Here is a 17,721-nt window from a genome sequence, read left to right as displayed (position 1 = left end):
CTTGTTTCAATTTGATACGTGCTTAAAAAGTCGCTGTACAGCAAAGCGCTGCGACATACGCTAAGATAATGTGATAGAAAAACTTACATATTTTTTATTTTTAATGAATGAGCAGATTTTAATTAATGTCACGCCGTTTGAAACGCGCGTGGCGATTGTTGAGCAAGGCACGGTGCAAGAGATTCAACTTGAGCGTAGCAATCAGCGCGGCAAGGTGGGTAATATCTACTTGGGCAAGGTCACTCGGGTCTTGCCAGGCATGCAGAGCGCCTTTATTGATATTGGCTTAGAGCGAGCGGCCTTTATGCATATTGCCGATCTCAGAGAGAATCGAGAGAGTCGACTCAATGACAATGTACAGGTACACATAGAAAAGGTCTTGTTTGAGGGACAAACATTATTAGTGCAGGTCATCAAGGATCCAGTCGGCACCAAAGGTGCGCGCGTTTCTAATCAAATCAGTATTGCGGGACGCGCCCTCGTTTATTTGCCTCACGATCCCCATATCGGTATTTCCCAAAAAATCGAATCTGAAGAGGAACGTGAAGCGCTTAAAGCGCGTGTACAAAAGCTGATGGATCCCCAGGAAAAAGGCGGTTATATCATTCGCACCCAAGCAAGTTGGGCGACTGACGAGGAGCTAAAAAACGATCAGGAGTATTTGCGACTACGCTGGCAAAAAACCATTGATGAGATGAAAAAAAAGGGGGCACCTGCCCTACTCTATGAAGACTTAAGTCTGGCACAACGTGTGTTACGTGATTTTGCAACCGCCGATACAGAAAGTATTGAAATCGATTCACGCACCATCAGTCAACAACTACAAGCATGGGCACAGGTTTATACCCCAGCGATAGCAGATAAAATTCGTCACTATACTGGACCACGCCCCTTATTTGATTTGGCCAATGTGGACGAAGAGATTAAGACTGCCCTCTCGCGTCGCGTCGATTTAAAATCTGGCGGCTACTTAATTTTTGACCACAATGAGGCCTTAACCAGTATTGATGTAAATACCGGTGGTTACATAGGGTTTAGAAATTTCCATGACACCATTTTTAAAACCAATTTAGAAGCTAGTCTTGCCATTGCCCGTCAATTGCGCCTGCGCAATACTGGCGGGATCATTATTATCGACTTTATTGATATGGATAATGTCGAACACCAAGAAGCGGTCCTAGATGAACTGAGAAAAGCACTGGCCCATGATCGTACTCACACCACGGTCAATGGCTTTTCCAGCTTGGGCTTAGTGGAAATGACGCGTAAACGTACCCGCGACTCGCTTTTAAGCTTACTCTGTGAGCCTTGCCCCACTTGTGAAACTCGTGGCCAAATCCTGACGGCACGAACAGTCTGCTACAACATCATGCGTGAGATTTTACGTGAAGCAAAGCAGTTTAACCCTAAAGAATTTAGACTGATTGTGTCGCCACATGTGATTGATTTGTTTTTAGATGAGGAAAGCAGCTTTCTCAGCATGCTAGATGAGTTTATTGGTAAACCCATTAGTCTGGAAGTTGATAATAACTACACGCAGGAAATGTACGATATCGTACTGATGTAAGATCACAACACCGTTGGAAACTAAAGCTCACAACGGCGTCATTTCACTCGATTCAAATCAATTAACTGTGACCGGGTTGAATCCGAGCCTGCATTGCAATAATTTTTGCTTCAAGCTCCGGTGAGGTCTCTAGCGCAATTAAGGCGCTGTTAGAGTCCGGTCTTTGCTCAATCGTCAGATTAATATACTGCCCCTCAAACACTTGGGGATCGGCACCGATTTCAACATAACGACTTAATAAGCGATCAACCGAGGCCTGTGCTTGCTGCACGTAGGCCTCAAGATTGCTTTCATCGGCATCTTGAAAGGCATTTTCAATAGTCTTGGATAGATCCCAAGTAAAAAACATGAGTGCATTGGGACCTTTGACGTCCGGATGCTCATAGCCCCAATTTTCAATGGTGTGGTTCTTCACTTGATTCATAATATTTCTCCGAATAAATTACCCTATTGCCTTTAGCATAGCAATAGGGCTTATGAGGTGTGCTGTAGCAAGGCTAAGTGCTGAATTATGCCTCTTTAAACTGCATTTCGTATAGAGATTGGTACAATCCGCTATTTTTCAAGAGCGCTTCATGACTACCATCCTCAATAATCACCCCACCATCCAACACTAAAATACGATCTGCATTTTTAACTGTCGACAGGCGATGTGCAATCACAAAGGTGGTGCGTCCCTTCATCAAACGCTCTAAGGAATCCTGCACCAACTTTTCAGATTCATTGTCCAAAGCCGATGTCGCCTCATCCAAAATCAATATTGGTGCATCTTTTAATAAAGCTCGGGCAATGGCTAAGCGCTGACGCTGACCGCCGGATAACCACGAACCACTTTCGCCGATTTGGGTATTCAACCCCTCCGGCAACGTTTGTACAAAATCCCATAAATTCGCTGCTTCCAGCACCACTCGCAATTGCTCATCACTCGCGGCGTGATTAGAACCGTAGCGAATATTATCAGCAATGCTACCTTCAAATAAAACCACATGCTGACTCACCAGCGATAAATTATGACGCAAAGAAGCTAAAGTAAATTCATGGATTGGCGTACCATCAATCACAATTTGCCCAGCACTAGGCTCCACAAAACGCGGCAACATATTAACCAAGGTCGTCTTACCACTACCTGAACGACCAACTAAAGCAATGGTTTGACCTGCCTTAACACGAAAGGACAGATGCTTAAGAACCTCAGCACTTTCCTCATTAAATTGAAAGGTAATGTCCTGAAACTCAATTAAGGAATCTGCATGCACTGTGCAAATTTGCGTGCCCTCATCTCGTTCTTGCGGCGTATCAATCAGTTTGAAAACACTTTCAGCGGCAGCCATCATTTTTTGAGATTTACTGGCTAGATTGGTTAAGCGACGCACCGGGTCAAAAATCTGCCCTAAGGCGGTGATAAAGGCAATAAAATCACCCGGCGTTAAACCACGTTCCGCCTGATGCAAGGCGACACTCACCACCGCTGCCACCGAAAAAGAAATCACCCACTGGGTCAGCGGTGACATTGCCGCATCCGCTGTGGCGGCACGCATCGCAAAAGCTCTTAAGCCTTGATTCACCCTTTCGAAGCGTGTTGTTTCACGCTCAAACCCGTCAAACAGCTTAATCACACGTTGCGCCTCAATCCCCTCCTTGACCGTAGAGGTTAAGACAGCATTCATATCTAAGGTACGACGATTAATAGTACGTAGACGCTTTGCAAAATAGCCACCCACCAACACAGAAAAGGGAAAGATGACTAGAATAATTAAGGTTAATTCCCACGATAGGTAGAGTAACAAAGCTAGCATTGCGAGCACCACAAAGACTTCGCGCACTAAATTCGTCACCACCTCAGCCGCATGCTGAGTGACATTACCCGCATCAACGGTAAAGCGATTTAATAAGCGCCCACTATCGCCCTTTTGAAACTCGGTATCTGGCATATGTAGCAGGCTGTCAAACATCTCCTTACGCATCCTAAAGAGCACCTTGTTGGCCACCCAAGCCATCAAGTATTCGCCAAAAAAGTTAAAGACGCCACGAATAAACATCAGCCCAATAATGGCCAAGGGAATCAACCAAACAAAGTCGGGGCGTGTGCCGGCAAAACCCTCGTCTAACAAAGGCTTCATCAAATAGGCCAAGGCCGGCTGCGTAGCAGAGGCGATCATAGTACATAGCACGGAAATGGCTAAGAACTTCCAGAACGAACCGACACGTTCAAAAATTCGACGCCATAAATTGCGCCGAACCGCCTTTTGCTGCGCTTTACTCAAATGCTCAATATCACTCACTCATGAACCTTATTATTAATAATTCACTGTGATTTTAACGGTTACGGCTAAAAAAGTGTAAAGTTTCAATAGTTGATTGAACTACATGCGCTTTAGCTATGAAAAAAATCTCACGAATTTTTATCCGTCTACCGAATTGGATTGGCGATGTCTGTATGAGCCTCTCCTCACTGAATGCCGTAATTGCTAGTGCTGATAAAGTCGTTATCTGCGCCAAACCATGGGCTCAAGATTTATTGGCTGGTTATTTACAAAGCACCCAAGTAAGCTTTTTAGCGATGAGTGGTAAGTGGCGCGAGGATGCTCGCACCATTAAACAATTTCGTAAAGCACATCCAGTGGCGGATGGGGAGGTCGGTTTATTACTGCCCGACTCACTAACTAGCGCACTTTGCTTTAAATTTGCCGGTTTAAGTAGCGCCGGTTATAAAGATGACGGACGCTCATTATTATTAAATTGGCCAATCAAAAAGCCTACACCCAAACCACATGCGGTTGAATCTTGGTTTTACTTAACTCGTAGTGCGCTCACTGAATGGGGCTTTAGTTGCCTAGCAGAGCCTAAAGAGACGGTTTTACTGCCACTCACCGATGAGCAATTAGCAGAAAAGGCAATGTATCAATCCCAGCATGGCTTAGAAAAAGGCGAGTTTATTCTTATTGCCCCCACCGCCGTCGGTCTGCATAAGGGTAAAAATAAGGTTTGGCAAGGCTATGAGCAATTAACCCGCAGTTTACAAGCGCAGGGCTATCAAGTGCTGATGTGCCCACCACCAAATGAAGTTAAGCAAGCAACAGCTAACGCGCCTTCTGCCACCCTACTACCAGCCTTGGGTCTGGGTGCCTTTGCCGCCTTACTAAAAGATGCTGCCCTGGTTATCTGTAACGACTCTGGGGTCTCACATCTTGCGGCTGCGGTCAATGCACGCCAAATGACCTTAATCGGCGTCACGGATATGCGCAATACCGCACCTTGGTCACCCCAGGCCCTAATTTTAGGCGAAAACGGTCGCTGGCCTGAACAGCAAGAAGTGCTAGATGCCGCCCTACAATACCTTAAAGCAAGTTAGCAGAGCAGCCTTGCCAGTGCTACTTAAACCCACCCTCTAAAGCGATAAACCCAATAACCAAGACATTCTTTAATAATTGAGCGACTAGCAACAAGGGCACGCATATTAGGTAAATAGGGATTAAAGTCCGGTTCATCCTTAGGTAAGACGATTTGCGGTGGATTAGGCGCTGCATAGGACTCAATGCCCAAATGATGAAATACGGCCATTGCCCGCGGCATATGTAAGGCGGAGGTTACCACCAACAGTGAATTAATGTGGTGCTTAGCCATGGTGCGCTGGGTAAATAAGGCATTTTCACGGGTGGTACGGCTAAAATCCTCACGAATAATCGCATCCGCCGGTACGCCTAAATAACGTAGGGCGGACTCCATGCCACGCGCCTCGCTAATATCGCCCTCATTAGCCCCGCCGGAAACGATAATTTTAGGCGCTTTACCCAGCTGATATAGGGCCTCGGCCGTATCCACGCGACGATGGGTGGAACTGCCATCTAACTCGGGTTCAAACCAATTCTGTCGATTACCACCGGTATTACCACCTAGCACCACAATGGCATCCGTCATGGGCAAATCATCCATGCTCCTCACCGCATACTGTTCTTCTAAAAAAGAACCGACCTTGATTGAGGTGATGGGCAAAGACCATGCGCCCAGCCAAAGCGCCCCTGTGAGGACCAATAAAAGCGCAAAACGTCTTATACGTATCAGATAAAAAACAATCCCTAGACCCAACAAAAATAAGGCAAGGTTTAGCGGAACTATCATTAAAACAAGAAAACTGCTGATTTGACTGGTGACTTCGCTCATGTTCTGGGGCTGCTCTGCTTAAAAAATATCATCGGATAACCATCAATGGCACGGTAGAACTGACTAATAATTAACCTCAATGCTTGAAATTTCTTCACGCGCCGACAATCCCTCCAACAATTGCGGATTTAATCGCACACGCCATTCCTCACCAAGCATAATCTCACATTGTGTAGCCGGATCGGGTTGATATTGGATTTTTACCGCCACACCGGGAAAGCCGTTTTCAGGCTCAGCTCTAAAAGGATTCATTAATACATGCAATTGCTTCGGACTAATGGCTTCATTTAACACCAAGGTGAGATCCGTTGCCACTGACTCTCTAGCCGATTGTAAATTATATAAAGCAGTCGCATTAATACGAATCGTATTATTAAAGCTGCTACGTGATACGCGTGCCTGCACCAGCAATAAATCATCCGTATTTATTAAATGCCTACAACTTTCATATAAATGAGCATCACAGGTGACCTCAATTTGGGCACTGCCATCATCAATTAATAAAAAGTATAAACGCTCATCCTTATCCTTTAATTGAAAGGCGCGGCTAGCGGTTAATACGCCTGCCACCCATTGTGAGGAACGTGATTCCTTTAAGCTTGCCAAGGGTGTAGGCGCAAAGCGTCGCACCTCATCGCGCCACACATCAAATAAATGATGACTAAAGTAAAAGCCCAAGGCCCTTTTTTCCTCCAATAAGGCCTCGTAAAGGCTCCAGGGCTTAATGCCTTGAATCTCGTGGGCGACGATATCACCGCTATCATCACCGAATAAAGACACCTGATCGGCATTGAGCGCCTTTTGTTCAGCTGCCTCAATCGCTTTAGCGAGACTACCTAATAAGGCACGACGATTAGGCTCCAAGGCATCAAAGGCACCGGCACGAATTAAGGCTTCAATCGCACGTTTATTCACCGTATGACGATCGATGCGCGAGCAAAAATCATATAAATCCTTAAACTCGCCCCCAAGCTCGCGGGCCTTGAGAATATTCTCAATGGCACTCTCACCCACGCCCTTCACACCGCCCATGCCGTAGCGAATGGTACGAATAGTGCCTGATTCCTTTTGATGTTGATCAGGCACTGGCTCAAAACGGTACTGTGAGTGATTAATATCTACCGGCAAAATGCTTAAGCCATTATCCAAGGCATCGCGCCAGAAAATTTCGATTTTTGCCGTATCATCCATATCTGAAGATAAGGTGGCGGCCATAAATTCTGCTGGATAGTAATGCTTTAACCAAGCCGTTTGATAGGAAATTAAGGCATAAGCGGCAGAGTGTGATTTGTTAAAACCATAACCCGCAAATTTTTCCATCAGGTCGAAGAGGTTTTTGGCCATCTCGCCGTCATAGCCTTTTTGAATCGCCCCTTCTTCGAAGATTTTGCGATGTCGTGCCATTTCTTCAGGCTTCTTTTTACCCATGGCACGGCGCAACAAGTCCGCACCACCCAAGCTATAGCCACCAATAATCTGCGAAATCAGCATCACCTGTTCCTGATACACAATGACGCCGTAGGTACTTTCAAGGGTAGAAGTTAAGTCAGGATGGAAATAATCCACCTCGGCTCGACCATGCTTACGATTAACGAAATCATCTACCATCCCAGAGTCAAGCGGTCCCGGACGGAATAAGGCCAGTACCGCAATCACATCCTCAAAGGTGGAAGGCACGAGCTTGCGTAACAGCTCCTTCATGCCGCGAGACTCTAATTGGAAGACGGCGGTGGTATTGCCCTCGGACAGTAGTTGGTACGTTGCCGGATCATCTAAGGGCACCGCCATAATATCAAAGGCCTCTTGGCCCTGATTAAAGCGTTGCACATAACGCACCGCCCAATCAAGAATGGTCAGGTTGCGTAAGCCCAGGAAGTCAAACTTTACCAGCCCGGCCTGCTCCACATCGTCTTTATCATATTGCGAGACCACACTCCCACTATGTCCCGGCTGGCAATAGAGAGGACAGAAATCGGTCAGCTTACCCGGTGCAATTAACACACCCCCAGCGTGCATACCGACGTTACGCACCAGGCCCTCAAGTGGCAACGAGGCATCAACAATGGACTTAACCTCCTCGTCTTGCTCATAACGTCGCCTAAACTCCGGCTCACCCTCCATGGCATCACTAAGACTCCATGGCTTTGCTGGGTTAAACGGAATTAATTTAGACAGTCCATCACATAGGGAATATGGCATTTCCAATACGCGACCAACATCTCGCACTACCGCCTTGGCTCCCAGGGTACCAAAAGTAGCAATCTGACTAACCGCATCACGCCCGTACTTTTCCTTAACATAATCAATGACTTTTTCACGCTGATCCTGACAGAAGTCAATATCAAAGTCAGGCATGGAAACCCGTTCCGGATTAAGGAAGCGCTCAAATAGTAAGTCATAACGAATCGGGTCTAAATCGGTAATGCCCAGTGAATAAGCGACCAGTGAGCCCGCCCCCGAACCTCGACCGGGACCTACCGGCACGCCATTGGACTTACCCCAGTTAATAAAGTCCTGTACGATCAGGAAATAGCCTGGAAAGCCCATATCAATGATGATTTTACACTCTAGCGCCAAGCGTTCTCGATAGGCCGGTTCTTGCTTAGCCCGTTCCTCAGCATCGGGAAATAAAAACTCCAGTCGCTTATCCAGACCTTGATGTGATAGGCTGATTAAATACTCGTCCAGCGTCATCCCCTCAGGGGTCTCAAAATCTGGTAAATTCGGCTTGCCGAGTTGAATCGTGAGATTACAGCGCTTGGCGATTTCCACGGCATTCATCGTGGCTGAAGGAATATCGCTGAACTTATCCAGCATTTCCTCTGAACTAGGAAAATATTGCTGCGAATTAAAGCGTTTGCTTCTATTGGCATTGGCTAATACCTCACCCTCAGCAATACACACCCGCACCTCATGCACATCAAAATCATCGGCTTTTAAAAACTGGATGGGATGGGTGGCTACCACCGGTAAGTGAGCCTCTTGAGCTAGCTTTAAAGCTTCTTGCACATAGCGCTCATCGCCCTCAAATCCCGCTCTTTGCAATTCAATATAAAAGCGATTAGGAAATAACTTAGCCCAATGCTCTGCCAAACTCAGCGCCTGCTCAAAACGACCGACCTCAAGCGCTTGACCGATATCGCCTGCGCGCGCCCCCGATAATAAAATCAAACCATCGGTTTCAGCAGGATCTGCCAACCATTCTGGCTTTAACTGACCCCGATCAATTTGTGGATTATCAATCCAGGAGCGGGAAATCAAGCGGCATAGTTGTAAATAACCGGCATGGTTACGAGCGATTAACAAGCAACGATAAGGCTTTTTTTCATCCTGCGGATTATCAATCCAAAAATCACAAGCGGCTATCGGCTTAATACCGGCTTGACGAGCTGCCTTATAAAACTTGATATAACCAAATAAATTACCCAAATCGGACAAAGCCAAGGCCGGTTGATTAAATGCCTTGGCCTGCTTAATCATATCGCCGATACGGATGGTACCGTCCACCACCGAATACTCGGAATGGGTACGTAAATGCACAAACGCTGGGGTGGCTGACAGCTCAGCCGCACCAGACTCAGCGGTGGCGAGCAAGGTATCACTCATAATCTACTCTCTAATACTACTATGTTAGTGTGACATACTATGCCACGCTTTTTCCAAACGCTTGACGGAAACCGGCATGGGCGTACGCAACTCCTGCGCAAATAAAGCCACCCGTAATTCTTGCAATAAATAAGCAAACTCATCCATCTGCGGATCAGGTACTCCCTTAAGCTGGGATAAGCGACGCTGATACTTCGATTGCAACAGCTGCACATCATGCATCAAATGCTGATCGCGGCTAGGGTCATTTTTTAATTTATCAATACGCAATTGTACCGCTCTTAGGTAACGTGGGTAATGCTGTAGGATATTATAGTCAACACGACTTACAAAGCCCTTATAAATCAGCGTATTAAGCTGCTGTGAAATATCTTCATAGGCCTTTTTATGCGCTTTAATGAGGTTCAATTTTTTTAAAGCCGTGGCCCATTCATTCATAATTTGTTGCAATAAGCGGATGACTTCCTGCAATAACAGACCAAAGCGCCCTTTGGCATCCCTCACCCGTTCATTAAAGCTTGCTTCATCACTCGGCCATGGCGTAGCTAAACACGATTGAATCAGCGCACAATCAATAATTTCTTCTTGTAACTCCTCTTGCGTCCCTAGACTCAGATAGAGCATGCCTAACTGTGGCAGCGCCTTGAGATTTTTTGAAAGGTAGCGAATTTGCTCCTTTAGGGCGATTTTAAAGAGGCGGATCAAACCCTGGCGATGCGCTGCGGTCGCCTCATGCAGCTCATCAAATACATCAATGCGACAATCATTACCCTGATCCACGAGAGCGGGGTAACCGACCACGGTTTGTCGTCCACGCTTAAGCTCCAGTAATTCTGGTAATTCACCAAAATCCCAGCTGCTAATATGCTGATGGTCTTCTAAAGTGGCTTGCGTACCCCTATCCTCTCCCAGCAATTCTTTAAAGCTTTGTTCAGCGGCTGGTGCATGCTCAGCCTTTAATAAAGCCAAATTACGACTAGAACTCAACATCCGCCCATGCTCATCGACCACTTTATAAATCATCGAGAGATGCGGCGGAATCGTTTCCTCTTTAAAATCTGTGCTCTGTACCCGCACCCTTGTTTGCTGCCAAATATCATCAATCAAGACGGATAAGAGCGGCTTTTCTTTTAAGGCCGGTGCAGCGGACACGGCCTCGACAAATTGTTCGGCATAGTCTGGAATCGGCACACAATGGCGCCGTAAGCGCTGCGGCAATGAGCGTAACAACAGGGCGACCTTTTCCTTAAGCATGCCCGGCACTAACCATTGCGTATGGATTGGATTGATCTGCTTTAAAGCATACACCGGCACCTCCATGGTCACCCCGTCTTTAGGTGAACCAGGCTCAAAATGATAAGATAATTTTAAGCTTAAACCATCCAACTCTAAATACTTAGGAAACTGCTCGGTACTGATACCGGCAGCCTCATGCCGCATTAACTCATCTTTATTCAGTTTTAGTTGTGCCTGCTCTGCGCTTGAGAGATTTTTATACCAATGCTCCAACGTCGCCACTTGGTGCATATCCTGAGGAATATATTGATCATAGAAGCGATAAATTAACTCATCATCCACCAAGATGTCTTGGCGACGTGACTTATGTTCTAAATGCTCAATTTCCTCAATCAAGCGCAAATTATGCGTCAAAAAAGGCAAGTTTTGCCGTATTGCGCCCGCCACCAAGGCCTCACGAATAAATAACTCACGTGCATGGGCAGGATCCAGTCGTGCATAACTAATCTTGCGCCCCTGATAAAGCTGTAAACCATAGAGGGTCGCCCGCTCATACACCATCACCTGACCGCGACGCGGGTCAAAATGTGGTTCAGAATAGAGCTTTTTTAATAAATGGCGACCTGCTTGCTCTATCCATTGCGGCTCCACCCGGGCTACGGTGCGTGCAAAGAGGCGTGTGGTTTCTACTAACTCGGCTGCCATAATCCACTTTGCCGCCCGTCGCTGTAAATAGGAGCTCGGGTGCACCACAAAGCGAATACCGCGGGCGCCCTCATATTCACGCACGCTTTCACTGCGTAAACCGATATTACCCAATAAGCCGCTTAATAAGGCTCGATGCAATTCCTCATAGGTAGCGTCAACCTGATTAAAACGCCATTGTTGCTCCTCTACCAACTGCCTAATTTGCTGATGAATATCTTGCCACTCTCTTAGGCGTAGCGGGGATAAAAACTCCTTACGTAACTGGCGTTGCAATTTACGATTCGACTCACGACTCTCATATTGCTCTTGATACCAGCTCCAGAGCTTTAAATAAGAAATAAACTCCGACTCTTTATCACGAAACTTCGCATGTGCTTGGGTACTGGCTTCCTGCGCTTCAAAGGGTCGTTCTCGTGGATCCTGAATGGATAAGGCCGCAGCGATAATGCACATTTCAGTCAAACAATGATGCTCTTTTGCAGCCAAAATCATGCGCGCAATTTTGGGATCTAAGGGTAGCCGCGACAGCATACGACCAGTCGAGGTCAAGCGATTATGCTCATTTAAGGCACCCAATTCCTGCAGTAAATGATAGCCATCGGCAATCGCTCGGCCGCTTGGTTTATCGACAAAGGGAAACGCCTCAATATCATGCAAGCGCAACGCCTTCATACGCAAAATCACAGAGGCTAATGAGGAACGCAGCACCTCGGGATCAGTATAATCCGGACGGCGCTTAAAATCCTCTTCGGAGTATAGACGAATACAGATACCCGGCCCCAAGCGACCACAACGACCAGCACGCTGATTGGCTGCCGCCTTGGAGATCGGCTCAATCTGCAACTGCTCCACCTTATTACGCCACGAATAGCGCTTAACCCGTGCCAAACCGCTATCCACCACAAAACGAATCCCTGGTACCGTCAAAGACGTTTCGGCAACGTTGGTGGCGAGAATGACTCGACGAAGATTGGTGCTCGGCTTGAAAATACGCTCCTGATCAGCTTGCGACATGCGCGCAAACAGTGGTAACACCTCCAAACCTTGCTGATTAACTTGGCGCAACACCTCCGCCGCCTCGCGAATTTCTCGCTCTCCAGGCAAAAACACCAGAATATCACCTGGACCAGAGCGTATACATTCACTGACCGCATCGCTAATCATCTCACTCAAGTCAGGCTGCTCATTATCCTCATCCCCATCGTCGCTCACCGCGCCATAACTATCCTCACGTTGATAACGAACTTCCACTGGATACATGCGCCCACTCACCTCGATCAATTGCGCGGGGCGACCCTCGGCATCTTTAAAATGATCGGCAAAGCGCTCAGCATCAATGGTGGCCGAGGTAATGATCACTTTCAAATCAGGTCGCTTAGGGAGTAGATTTTTTAAAAAGCCCAACAGAAAATCAATATTTAAACTGCGTTCATGCGCCTCATCGATAATAATGGTGTCATAACGTTTTAAAAGCGGATCACGTTGGGTTTCGGCCAATAAAATACCATCCGTCATCAGCTTAATCTGCGAACGAGGTCCGCTACGCTCATTAAAGCGCACCTGATAAGCCACTAACTGCCCAACCTCAGTCTTTAGTTCTTGCGCAATACGCTTGGCGACAGACACAGCAGCAATGCGCCGTGGTTGCGTATGGGCAATCATTTTATCTTGACCGCGCCCCATGGCTAAGCAAATTTTCGGCAATTGCGTCGTTTTACCCGAACCGGTTTCACCCGCCACAATAATCACTTGATGTTGCGCTAGTGCGTTTTGAATTTCCGCTCTGCACTCGCTCACCGGTAAATCTTCAGGAAAGTCGATAAACGGTGGCAGTTGTTTAGCCTGCGATAGGGCTACTTTAGATGAAAGATCTGAGCTGTCTCGATCTTGTGATTTTTGCATAGCTAATTGTAGTAGTAATAATTTTATAAATTTTTTAAGGCTTAGTAGATTGTGCCTGATTAGGATTATACAAGACTGCGATTTAGGCTAAAATCAAAGGTTTACTCATTATATTATTAGCAAAGAGGTTTAAGCAGCCATGTCAAACCCACAGGAAATTGAGACCGTTTCAGCGCTTGAAGCCGCTGAATTTGCACCGACCCAATTCGTGCGATGGTTTAGGGAGGTTGCGCCTTATGTGCGTGAGGTACGAGGTAAAATCTTTGTGATTGCCTTTGGGGGTGAGTTAATTGAGGAATCCAAGCTGAATAACTTGGTTATCGATCTCTCCCTCCTCAGTGCGCTCGGCGTGCAACTGGTGGTGGTGTATGGGTCTCACCCTCAAGTAAATCAGCAGCTTAAACTTAAAGGCATTGACACTCAGCTACAACGTGGCGTGATTGAGCCCACCGCGGTGGATGTACTCGAATGCTGTAAAGAGGTAGCCGGTGAAATTCGTTTAGATATTGAGGCCGCCTTTAGTCAGGGGCTGCCTAACACCCCCATGTCCAATTCACAAATCCATATCATTTCCGGTAACTTTGTGATTGCACAACCCGTCGGTGTGGTTGATGGGGTTGATTATAAGCACACGGGCAAGGTGCGTAAATTTGACTTAGACTCAATCCGCAAAGCACTCGCACTCAATGCCATTGTGCTCCTCTCTCCCATCGGCTTTTCACCGACAGGTGAGGCTTTTAATCTGGCCATGGAGGAATTAGCGACCAGCATTGCAGGTGCCTTGCAGGCGGACAAGCTGCTTTTTGTCACGCAGGACAATCGTGTGCGAGATGCAGAAGGCACCTTGATTACCGAGTTAGCTCGTGCCGAAGCCGAGCGCTTAATTGCCTCAAAGCTGCTAGAACCACAGACGCAGTCCTATCTTAAATGGGCCACCGAAGCAGTACGTCGCGGGGTCAAGCGCGCACACTTAATACCTTTTGAAATTGACGGCTCCTTGTTACTTGAGTATTTTACCCACGATGGGGTCGGTACGATGGTGGTGGAAGACTCACTGGATGACCTACGCCCCGCTACCGTGGATGATATTGGGGCGATTTTAAGCTTAATTCAACCACTAGAAGCCGATGGCACCTTAGTGCCGCGTGACCGTGGCATCATTGAACGTGATGTAGAAAAGTTCTCCGTGCTAGAGCATGACGGGGTTATTTACGGTTGTGTTGCCATCTTCCCCTACCCAGAGGAGAAAATGGCTGAGATGGCTTGTTTGATTGTCCATCCCGATTGGCAAAATGCCGGTGATGGCGAGACCTTATTGCGCCACGCTGAACAACGCGTCAAGGCCTTAGGCTATAAGCGCATGTTCGTTCTCACCACACGGACCTCCCATTGGTTTATTAAACGTGGCTTTATTCAGGGCTCCGTCAGCGATTTGCCCAAGTCAAAGCAATTGAATTACAATCGTAATCGCAACAGTTTGATTTTTTTCAAAAATTTTAAATCAGGAATCTAGTATGAGTCGTTTAGTTTACTGTGCTAAATACAAAGAAGAGAAAGAGGGTCTAGACTTCCCTCCCTACCCAGGTGAGTTGGGCAAAAAGATTTGGGAAAATATTTCTAAGCAAGCGTGGCAGGATTGGATCAATATTCAAACGCGCTTAGTTAACGAAAATCGCCTAAATCTAGCCGATGCGCGTGCGCGTAAATACCTCACCGGGCAAATGGAAAGCTATTTATTCGAGGATCAGGATGTTGAAGCCCATGGCTTCGTACCTCCAAGCCAATAAAGCGCCTCGTTTGATAGCCAATATAAAGTTAAAAGCTGCTTGTAAACTCAAGCAGCTTTTATACTTTTAAAGCTTAAATTAAATCTTGCGCAGACTGAGCCATCGCGACCATCGGCACAGCAAAAGAAGCCACTAGCGCCCAACACTCTGTAAGCCGCTATGACTAGAACGCATGGTGCTGCGACTGCCATCGGGACGTGTGACCGTTGTTTTGCTTGAAGAATAGCCGTAACCAGCATCAATCGTGCCGTAAATCTGCACGCCAGAACCACTACGCCACGCCCCCTGACTACTACGAGACTGAGCGCTTTGCTTGCCATCTAGGTTACTGACCGGACGCTGTAGCTCCTGTGAGGAGCTACAAGCCGATATGAGGCTGACACAAAGCAGCATGCCCATACCGCTTAAGGATAATCTTAAGAAAGATTTTTGACTCACCATAAACTCCTATCTCGCTGACTGATTTAAGCCTTCACTATTTCAAGCTTCGCAATACCGAGGGCTAAATTCTTTTCCCCGTGTTCGGAGAAATAAATTCTAGCAGTGGCATCCGAACCTTGTCCTTGCAACTGCATAATCACACCCTCGCCAAATCGTGAATGACGCACGCTTAAACCTATTTTAAACAGCTGCTCACCGACGCGTACACCTGAGCTCATCGGCGCTTGCGCTTGTGTGGCGCGGCCTGCCCCAATCGTCCCACCTGGAAAAGCAGCTCCGCCCGTGTTCGCACGACCACCAAAAGAAGAACCGCTCCACGCACTCTGCCCTCGTGCTGCAGCATAATAGCTCACGTCCTTAGGCGAGAGCCACTTCTGCGCTGCTTCAGGCATTTCATCCAGAAAACTGGAACGCAAGGCATATCGTGACTGCCCATATAACATACGACTACGTGCCATCGTGATATACAGCCGCTCCCGTGCCCGCGTGATGGCCACATACATTAAGCGGCGCTCCTCCTCCAGACCGCCCTCTTCGAGCAGACTATTTTCATGAGGAAATAACCCCTCCTCCAAGCCGGTTAAGAAGACCACCTGAAACTCCAAACCCTTGGCCGCATGAATCGTCATCAGCTGAACCGCATCCTCACCCCGCTCGGCCTGATTATCACCAGACTCTAATGAAGCATGCGATAAAAACTCGGCTAAGGCACTACTTTCCTCAACCGCAAACTCCACATCAGTCGCCACCTGCTTAACTAACTCTACGGCCTTTTTGCCCTCGAAGTTTTCTTCATAGCTAAAGACCTGAGCAGCGTTAACAAGTTCCTCTAAGTTATCTAAACGCTCCTGTCCCTCGCGCTCATTTTCATAATAGGTCTTCAGGCCGGCATGCACTATCACATGTTGGATTAATTCAGCTAAACTCACTGTTTCAGCAACACGACGCATCGCCTGAATCAGCTCAATAAAGGCGCTTAAGGCCGTGCCACCACGACCGCTGACGGCCCCCACGGCCATCGCTAAACTACAACCGATGGCGCGCGCATGATCACCCAAGGTCTCCAAGGTGCGTGCACCAATACCACGGGCCGGAAAATTGACTACGCGCAAAAAAGCCGTATCATCGTTCAAACTCTGGATTAAGCGTAAATAAGCCATCACATGCTTAATCTCCTGACGCTCATAGAAACGGGTACCACCATACACTCGATACGGTATCGCAGCGCTAAATAAGGCATGTTCAAGGGCGCGCGATTGTGCATTACTACGATACAGAATTGCGATTTCCTGACGTGCTGTACCCTCGCGACACAGTGAACGAATCTCATCCACCACCCAGCGTGCTTCCTCCTGCTCATTATCAAGCTCCATAATACGCACCGGTTCGCCCTCACCACGCTCCGTCCATAAGGCCTTACCTAAGCGCTTAGGATTATGCTTAATAAGTGCATTAGCACTATTTAAGATATGACCGTAAGATCGATAATTCTGCTCCAAGCGGATGATACTGCCGCGCGCATAGTCACGTTCAAACGCCATCATATTATCGACATTTGCCCCTCTAAAGGCGTAAATCGACTGATCATCATCACCCACAGCAAATAAGCTGGCGCCGCCACCCGCTAACAGACATAACCAACGATATTGCAAATCGTTCGTATCTTGGAATTCATCAATCAAAATATGCTGAAAGCGCCGCTGATAATGCTCTCGGATCAATTGATTACGGCTTAGCAACTCATAGCAGCGTAGCAACAGCTCGGTAAAGTCCACCACCCCCTCGCGCTGACATTGCTCATCATAAAGCTGAAATAACTCAATTAATTTCGCGCTGTGTGGATCCCAAGCCTGCAAATCACTCGCACGCTCGCCCTTTTCCTTATGAGCATTAATAAAGCGTTGCACATCACGCACAGGAAACTTTTCAACATCAATTGAATGCGTTTTTAAAAGACGCTTAATCGCCGATTGCTGATCCGAGCTATCAAGAATATGAAACTGCTGCGCTAAGCCAGCATCACGATAATGCGCGCGCAACATTCGATTACATAGCCCGTGGAAGGTACCAATCCACATACTGCGGGTATTGAGAGGGGTAATCGAGGCCAAGCGTGACAGCATCTCTTTAGCAGCCTTATTCGTAAAAGTCACTGCTAATAAAGAAGCAGGACTTAAGCCCTGCTGAATTAACCACGCCATACGACTGGTTAAGACCTTAGTCTTGCCACTGCCGGCCCCCGCTAACACCAGCACATGCTGTTGATCGGTGGTCACTGCACTACGTTGCTCAGGGTTTAATTGCTCAAGCATC

General features: G+C 47.3%; 11 protein-coding genes. 4 read left to right on the top strand and 7 right to left on the bottom strand.

All coding sequences use genetic code 11. The features are described from left to right. Positions 1-103 precede the first annotated feature (103 nt). The gene (gene rng / locus HMPREF3144_RS10925) at positions 104-1,567 is read left to right on the top strand and encodes a ribonuclease G (protein WP_018025751.1); all 1,464 of its coding nucleotides are present in this window, start codon (positions 104-106) and stop codon (positions 1,565-1,567) included. Between the two features lie 61 nt (positions 1,568-1,628). Here the strand turns inward: rng and HMPREF3144_RS10920 are convergent, their stop codons facing one another. Together HMPREF3144_RS10920 and msbA are read right to left on the bottom strand one after the other, a co-directional pair. Then, entirely contained in the window at positions 1,629-1,991 is a 363-nt protein-coding gene (locus tag HMPREF3144_RS10920; RefSeq protein WP_018025750.1) for a hypothetical protein, read from the bottom strand. An 85-nt stretch (positions 1,992-2,076) separates the two neighbouring features. Next, positions 2,077-3,849 carry a lipid A export permease/ATP-binding protein MsbA gene (gene msbA / locus HMPREF3144_RS10915; protein WP_070477870.1) on the bottom strand — a complete coding sequence of 591 codons (1,773 nt, stop codon included), beginning with the start codon at positions 3,847-3,849 and terminating at the stop codon, positions 2,077-2,079. Positions 3,850-3,947: 98 nt separating this feature from the next. Here msbA and HMPREF3144_RS10910 point away from each other — a divergent pair, with 98 nt between their 5' ends. Next, positions 3,948-4,919: a glycosyltransferase family 9 protein gene (locus HMPREF3144_RS10910; RefSeq protein WP_168163066.1), complete on the top strand. Its 972-nt coding sequence runs from the start codon at positions 3,948-3,950 to the stop codon at positions 4,917-4,919. Between the two features lie 23 nt (positions 4,920-4,942). On the opposite strand, the gene HMPREF3144_RS10905 is transcribed toward HMPREF3144_RS10910, so the two are convergent. The 3 genes from HMPREF3144_RS10905 to hrpA all read right to left on the bottom strand — a co-directional run bounded on the left by HMPREF3144_RS10905 (position 4,943) and on the right by hrpA (position 13,180). Then, complete coding sequence (locus tag HMPREF3144_RS10905; protein ID WP_070477866.1) at positions 4,943-5,728, bottom strand: YdcF family protein; 786 nt, start codon at positions 5,726-5,728, stop codon at positions 4,943-4,945. 63 nt (positions 5,729-5,791) lie between these two features. Continuing rightward, on the bottom strand, positions 5,792-9,334 hold the full coding sequence (gene dnaE / locus HMPREF3144_RS10900) for a DNA polymerase III subunit alpha (protein ID WP_018025746.1): 3,543 nt from the start codon (positions 9,332-9,334) through the stop codon (positions 5,792-5,794). A gap of 24 nt (positions 9,335-9,358) precedes the next feature. Continuing rightward, positions 9,359-13,180 (bottom strand): ATP-dependent RNA helicase HrpA, encoded by a 3,822-nt coding sequence (gene hrpA / locus HMPREF3144_RS10895; RefSeq protein WP_083290451.1) that lies wholly within the window; start codon positions 13,178-13,180, stop codon positions 9,359-9,361. A gap of 139 nt (positions 13,181-13,319) precedes the next feature. Between hrpA and argA the strand changes: the two genes are divergently transcribed. Beyond that, positions 13,320-14,693, top strand: a complete 1,374-nt coding sequence (gene argA, locus HMPREF3144_RS10890) for an amino-acid N-acetyltransferase (RefSeq protein ID WP_070477864.1) — start codon at positions 13,320-13,322, stop codon at positions 14,691-14,693. A 1-nt stretch (position 14,694) separates the two neighbouring features. Beyond that, positions 14,695-14,967, top strand: coding sequence for an oxidative damage protection protein (locus HMPREF3144_RS10885; protein ID WP_018025743.1), 273 nt, complete (start codon positions 14,695-14,697; stop codon positions 14,965-14,967). A gap of 132 nt (positions 14,968-15,099) precedes the next feature. Here HMPREF3144_RS10885 and HMPREF3144_RS10880 read toward each other — a convergent pair whose 3' ends face one another. Next, positions 15,100-15,405, bottom strand: coding sequence for a hypothetical protein (locus HMPREF3144_RS10880; RefSeq protein ID WP_147278630.1), 306 nt, complete (start codon positions 15,403-15,405; stop codon positions 15,100-15,102). Between the two features lie 26 nt (positions 15,406-15,431). Continuing rightward, complete coding sequence (locus HMPREF3144_RS10875) at positions 15,432-17,720, bottom strand: UvrD-helicase domain-containing protein (protein ID WP_070477863.1); 2,289 nt, start codon at positions 17,718-17,720, stop codon at positions 15,432-15,434. Position 17,721: the final 1 nt, after the last annotated feature.

Origin of the sequence: Oligella sp. HMSC05A10 (assembly GCF_001808335.1) — a bacterium.
Classification (GTDB): domain Bacteria; phylum Pseudomonadota; class Gammaproteobacteria; order Burkholderiales; family Burkholderiaceae_B; genus Oligella; species Oligella urethralis.
Note: the sequence above shows the minus strand (reverse complement) of the source record. Positions and strands in the feature narration are given on the sequence as shown.

Excerpts from the sequence above, each read along its gene's own strand:
- rng (WP_018025751.1), top strand. The coding sequence starts at position 104 with ATGAATGAGCAGATTTTAATTAATGTCACGCCGTTTGAAACGCGCGTG.
- HMPREF3144_RS10920 (WP_018025750.1), bottom strand. The coding sequence starts at position 1,991 with ATGAATCAAGTGAAGAACCACACCATTGAAAATTGGGGCTATGAGCAT.
- HMPREF3144_RS10910 (WP_168163066.1), top strand. The coding sequence starts at position 3,948 with ATGAAAAAAATCTCACGAATTTTTATCCGTCTACCGAATTGGATTGGC.
- HMPREF3144_RS10905 (WP_070477866.1), bottom strand. The coding sequence starts at position 5,728 with ATGAGCGAAGTCACCAGTCAAATCAGCAGTTTTCTTGTTTTAATGATA.
- dnaE (WP_018025746.1), bottom strand. The coding sequence starts at position 9,334 with ATGAGTGATACCTTGCTCGCCACCGCTGAGTCTGGTGCGGCTGAGCTG.
- hrpA (WP_083290451.1), bottom strand. The coding sequence starts at position 13,180 with ATGCAAAAATCACAAGATCGAGACAGCTCAGATCTTTCATCTAAAGTA.
- argA (WP_070477864.1), top strand. The coding sequence starts at position 13,320 with ATGTCAAACCCACAGGAAATTGAGACCGTTTCAGCGCTTGAAGCCGCT.
- HMPREF3144_RS10885 (WP_018025743.1), top strand. The coding sequence starts at position 14,695 with ATGAGTCGTTTAGTTTACTGTGCTAAATACAAAGAAGAGAAAGAGGGT.
- HMPREF3144_RS10875 (WP_070477863.1), bottom strand. The coding sequence starts at position 17,720 with ATGCTTGAGCAATTAAACCCTGAGCAACGTAGTGCAGTGACCACCGAT.